Source organism: Bacillus cereus group sp. BfR-BA-01349 (genome assembly GCF_022663795.1).
GTDB classification, from domain to species: Bacteria; Bacillota; Bacilli; order Bacillales; family Bacillaceae_G; genus Bacillus_A; species Bacillus_A cereus.
The window spans coordinates 1-1160 of the sequence record NZ_JAKUGE010000114.1 but is presented as its reverse complement, the minus strand read 5'-3'; the positions used below and the strand labels follow the sequence as shown (position 1 = coordinate 1160).

The window sequence follows — 1160 nt, the reverse complement described above, 5'->3', positions numbered from 1 at the left end:
AAGCCGCAGTGAATAGGCCCAAGCGACTGTTTAGCAAAAACACAGCTCTCTGCGAAGCCGTAAGGCGAAGTATAGGGGGTGACACCTGCCCGGTGCTGGAAGGTTAAGGAGAGGGGTTAGCGTAAGCGAAGCTCTGAACTGAAGCCCCAGTAAACGGCGGCCGTAACTATAACGGTCCTAAGGTAGCGAAATTCCTTGTCGGGTAAGTTCCGACCCGCACGAAAGGTGTAACGATTTGGGCACTGTCTCAACCAGAGACTCGGTGAAATTATAGTACCTGTGAAGATGCAGGTTACCCGCGACAGGACGGAAAGACCCCGTGGAGCTTTACTGTAGCCTGATATTGAATTTTGGTACAGTTTGTACAGGATAGGCGGGAGCCATTGAAACCGGAGCGCTAGCTTCGGTGGAGGCGCTGGTGGGATACCGCCCTGACTGTATTGAAATTCTAACCTACGGGTCTTATCGACCCGGGAGACAGTGTCAGGTGGGCAGTTTGACTGGGGCGGTCGCCTCCTAAAGTGTAACGGAGGCGCCCAAAGGTTCCCTCAGAATGGTTGGAAATCATTCGTAGAGTGCAAAGGCATAAGGGAGCTTGACTGCGAGACCTACAAGTCGAGCAGGGACGAAAGTCGGGCTTAGTGATCCGGTGGTTCCGCATGGAAGGGCCATCGCTCAACGGATAAAAGCTACCCCGGGGATAACAGGCTTATCTCCCCCAAGAGTCCACATCGACGGGGAGGTTTGGCACCTCGATGTCGGCTCATCGCATCCTGGGGCTGTAGTCGGTCCCAAGGGTTGGGCTGTTCGCCCATTAAAGCGGTACGCGAGCTGGGTTCAGAACGTCGTGAGACAGTTCGGTCCCTATCCGTCGTGGGCGTAGGAAATTTGAGAGGAGCTGTCCTTAGTACGAGAGGACCGGGATGGACGCACCGCTGGTGTACCAGTTGTTCTGCCAAGGGCATAGCTGGGTAGCTATGTGCGGAAGGGATAAGTGCTGAAAGCATCTAAGCATGAAGCCCCCCTCAAGATGAGATTTCCCATAGCGTAAGCTAGTAAGATCCCTGAAAGATGATCAGGTTGATAGGTTCGAGGTGGAAGCATGGTGACATGTGGAGCTGACGAATACTAATAGATCGAGGACTTAACCATATAATATG

At 53.3% G+C, this 1160-nt stretch carries 1 rRNA gene; it reads left to right on the top strand.

Annotated elements, in window-relative coordinates:
* Positions 1–1152: ribosomal RNA gene (locus MR169_RS27910) — 23S ribosomal RNA — on the top strand; the annotation flags it as partial.
* Positions 1153–1160 lie beyond the last annotated feature (8 nt).